This is a genomic window from Xenorhabdus bovienii (assembly GCF_024721015.1).
Taxonomy (GTDB): Bacteria; Pseudomonadota; Gammaproteobacteria; order Enterobacterales; family Enterobacteriaceae; genus Xenorhabdus; species Xenorhabdus bovienii.
Map to the genome: position 1 here is coordinate 1 of NZ_JANAIF010000283.1, position 685 is coordinate 685.

Below are 685 nucleotides of genomic sequence, written 5' to 3' on the forward strand. Positions count from 1 at the left end.
GCCAGCTGGACCGGCTGGCCGAGACGCCCCTGCTGGCGACGTGGGACGCGGCCCGCACGCTGACTGACACCGCGGAAAAACAATGGCCGGATTCGGCCGAGCAGCGGAGCGCCACCCGCCAGTGGACACAGGCGATGACCGCCCGTATCGACAGTATCCCGCTGAAAGGCAGCTGGCACACCACCCGCGACCAGCTCCAGCAGCTGGCCGACAAAATCCTGTTGCAGGAGCGTACCCGGGGCAGCTTCACGCTCTCGTACCTGAAAACTGCGGTCTATGACCTCCAGCGCAGCCACGGCAGCGAAGTGCCGCTGGAAGAACTGCTGCGCCAGCTCAACGCCCGGGTGGCGAGCGGGGAAGCGGTGCCGCCGGTACTGCTGAAAGGCATTGATGACCGCTTTAACGCCCTGCTCGGCCGCTATGACCGGTTGCGTCAGGCGACCGAAAATCCGGCTGAAAAACAGACCGAGAAACAGACCACACACCATGAGTCCACCGTCACCCCTGACGGCGGGCATTAATCAGGGAGACATGTTATGTCGATAAAAAAGAATATAGCGAAACTGAAGAAAGGGCGGGCGCTGGTCCAGCAGGAACAGCAGGCCGCTAACATGGCAAAACAGGCGGCGGGCGTGTTGGGGGGATTAGGCGGTGCCGGTACCCCACGTCTGCCGTCCATTCAGGG

At 62.9% G+C, this 685-nt stretch carries 1 protein-coding gene; it reads left to right on the forward strand.

What is annotated here, in order from left to right; translation table 11 throughout:
• Positions 1–521: VasL domain-containing protein (locus NXS07_RS20595; RefSeq protein WP_308686648.1), on the forward strand; the 521-nt coding region annotated here is incomplete at its 5' end.
• Between the last annotated feature and the right edge of the window lie 164 nt (positions 522–685).